This window comes from Methylobacterium indicum, assembly GCF_001043895.1.
In the GTDB taxonomy this organism is placed as follows: domain Bacteria; phylum Pseudomonadota; class Alphaproteobacteria; order Rhizobiales; family Beijerinckiaceae; genus Methylobacterium; species Methylobacterium indicum.
Map to the genome: position 1 here is coordinate 1 of NZ_JTHF01000426.1, position 2,464 is coordinate 2,464.

Genomic DNA, 2,464 nt, shown 5'->3' on the forward strand with positions numbered 1-2,464 from the left:
CGGCACGGGCCCGGAAAGGGGTCGGTCCATCACGGAACGCCGGCCTTTCGGCATGCGCATCCGTCAGTGTCGTGGACCGTGGGACACACGTCGCCGGTCGTGCCGCGTCACTGGCGCGGCGGGTCGAACGAGCCGTCGACGTCAGGCCACGCCGGGCGTCGCCCCGCCGACCCCGTGAGCATCCGGCGGCACCGCGCGCGGGCGGCGGTTCTCGTCGATCGCCACGAAGGTGAAGAGGGCCTGCGTGACCTTGATGGTCTCCTCGCTCTCGCGGGCGCGGCGCCAGGCCTCGATCTGGATGCGGATCGAGGAGCGGCCGACCGCCACGATATGGGCGTAGAGGCTGACCTCGTCGCCGACCACGACCGGCTGCAGGAAGGTCATGCCCTCGACCGCGATGGTGGCGCAGCGCCCCCGGGCGCGGCGGGCCGCGACGTTGCCGGCGGCGAGGTCCATCTGCGCCATGAGCCAGCCGCCGAAGATGTCGCCGGCCGGGTTGGTGTCGGCCGGCATGGCGATGGTGCGGATCACCGGGGGGCCCCAGGCGGCGAGCGGTGCGGACGGGTCGTCGGTCATCGGGAGGGCCAGCAGCGGTTCGGGGAGGACGCGCGCACCCTAAGCAGACTTGCGTTGGCAGGCCAACGCTTCGCACGCTTAGGTTCTTGTTTTATCGCAGATTTTCGGCGCCGAACCGGTAACCACTTCGGCGAAATCTGCTGAGACCGTTCCTCGCGCTGCGTAAGCCCGCACCCCGGGATTCGTCACGCCGCGGCGAACAGGGCCCGCGCCCGCTCCACCAGCTGCGCCGCCGCGTGCGCCGGATACGGCTCGCGGGTGCCGTGGCCCCAGACCGGGCCGGGCCAGGCCGGATCGGAGCGGAAGCGCCCGACGACGTGGACGTGGAGCTGGGCCACCACGTTGCCGAGCGCGCCGACATTCACCTTGTCGGGCTGGGCGAGCGTCTGCATCACGCCGACCGTCAGGCGGGTCTCCTCCATCAGCCGGGCGGCATCCTCCGGCGAGAGGTCGGTCAGCTCGGAGGCGCCGGGGAGCCGCGGCACGAGGACGAACCAGGGGAAGCGCTTGTCGTTCAGGAGCAGCACGCTCGACAGGGCGAGGTCGCCGAGCGCGATGGTGTCGGCGGAGAGCCGCGGATCGAGGGTGAAATCGGTCATCGGAATCCGTCAATGCGCCATCAGCACCGGCATGGTGGCGTGGGCGAGGATGTGGCTGGTGGCGCCGCCAAAAATCATCTGGCGCAGGCGGCTCTGGGTGTAGGCGCCCTTGACCAGGAGGTCGCAGCCGATCGCCTCCGCCTCGGTCAGGAAGACCTCGCCGACGGCGCGGCGGCCGGCCGCGAGGGTGCGCCCCTGCGCCGACAGCCCCTCGCGGTTGAGGGCGGCGGCCATCTCCTCGGCGCTCGGGCCCGGCACCATGCCGGCATCGACCCCCAGCACCTCGATCCGCGAGGCGGCGCGCAGGAACGGCGCCGCGAAGGCGACCGTGCGGGCGGTCTCGGTCGAGCCGTTCCAGGCGATCATCACGGTCTCGCCGATGCTCGCGGGCGTCGTCGGCGGGGCGATGATCAGCGGGCGCCCGCTCTCGAACAGCACCGCCTCCAGGGTGGTCATCCGGGGCGTGCCCTCCCCGCTCCCGGGCCGGCCGACCACCGTCGCGTTGAACAGCCGGGCGTGCTGGGCGAGGAAGCCGTCGCCGGGAGGCGCGTCGGGGCGCCAGCGGTAGCGCGGACCGCCGCGGCCGGCATCGGCGCTGTCGCGGGCGACGCCGTGGCGGTCCATCGCGGCGGTGAACAGCCCGCCGCAATCGCGGGCCTCGACGAGGTCGACCTCCTCGTCGCGCACCCAGGTCATGCCGCCGACCATGTCGACGGGGACGTATTCGGCGAGTGCCGGGCGCAGGCCGAACCCCTCGATGCTGGCGTCGAACCGGCGAGCGGCGAGCACGGCGGTGTCGAGCACCGAATCGAGCAGGGTATGGCGGGCGACCGGAACGAGAAGCGTCTTCATGGCGGCGCACTCACCTCAGGAGCCTCAGGACGCCGCGATAGCATCACGGCGGCCTCCGCCCTGTCCAGGGGGGCAGGGCGGCTCCTCCACGGCGGAGCGTCAGGATCCTGCCGGCGCCCCCACCGCGCCGCGCCGGCGCGGTTCGGCCTCTTCGGCCGCCTCCGGCGGGTCGTCGCCCTGCGGCGGCTCGTCGTCGCCCTCCGGGGGGTTGGACTGGCTGCAGGCGGCGCCCGCCCCGTCCTGGCCGCCGGGCGCGCAGGTCTCCTCCAGCCACAGGGCCATCATCAGGGCGAGGCCGGCCGGCACGGCGAGCGCCAGGAAGGCCCAGGTCCAGCCGAGATGGAGGGCGAGCAGCCCCCCGACCCAGCCCGAGAGGGCGCCGCCTGCAGCCAGTCCAAGCCCCCGGAGGGCGACGACGAGCCGCCGCAGGGCGACGA

At 73.6% G+C, this 2,464-nt stretch carries 4 protein-coding genes; all 4 read right to left on the reverse strand.

The genetic code is table 11. The annotated features are described in order from the left end of the window. Positions 1–141: 141 nt before the first annotated feature. Complete coding sequence (locus QR78_RS31065) at positions 142–576, reverse strand: acyl-CoA thioesterase (protein WP_048431497.1); 435 nt, start codon at positions 574–576, stop codon at positions 142–144. A 185-nt stretch (positions 577–761) separates the two neighbouring features. Continuing rightward, complete coding sequence (locus QR78_RS31070; RefSeq protein ID WP_048431498.1) at positions 762–1,175, reverse strand: HIT domain-containing protein; 414 nt, start codon at positions 1,173–1,175, stop codon at positions 762–764. 9 nt (positions 1,176–1,184) lie between these two features. Then, positions 1,185–2,027, reverse strand: a complete 843-nt coding sequence (locus QR78_RS31075) for a universal stress protein (protein ID WP_048431499.1) — start codon at positions 2,025–2,027, stop codon at positions 1,185–1,187. Positions 2,028–2,126: 99 nt separating this feature from the next. Further along, positions 2,127–2,464 (reverse strand): MFS transporter (locus tag QR78_RS31080; protein ID WP_048431500.1); only part of this gene is annotated, 338 nt, incomplete at its 5' end.

What these genes read in the sequence shown, in the direction of transcription:
- QR78_RS31065 (WP_048431497.1), bottom strand. Translation starts at nt 576, where the DNA reads ATGACCGACGACCCGTCCGCACCGCTCGCCGCCTGGGGCCCCCCGGTG.
- QR78_RS31070 (WP_048431498.1), bottom strand. Translation starts at nt 1,175, where the DNA reads ATGACCGATTTCACCCTCGATCCGCGGCTCTCCGCCGACACCATCGCG.
- QR78_RS31075 (WP_048431499.1), bottom strand. Translation starts at nt 2,027, where the DNA reads ATGAAGACGCTTCTCGTTCCGGTCGCCCGCCATACCCTGCTCGATTCG.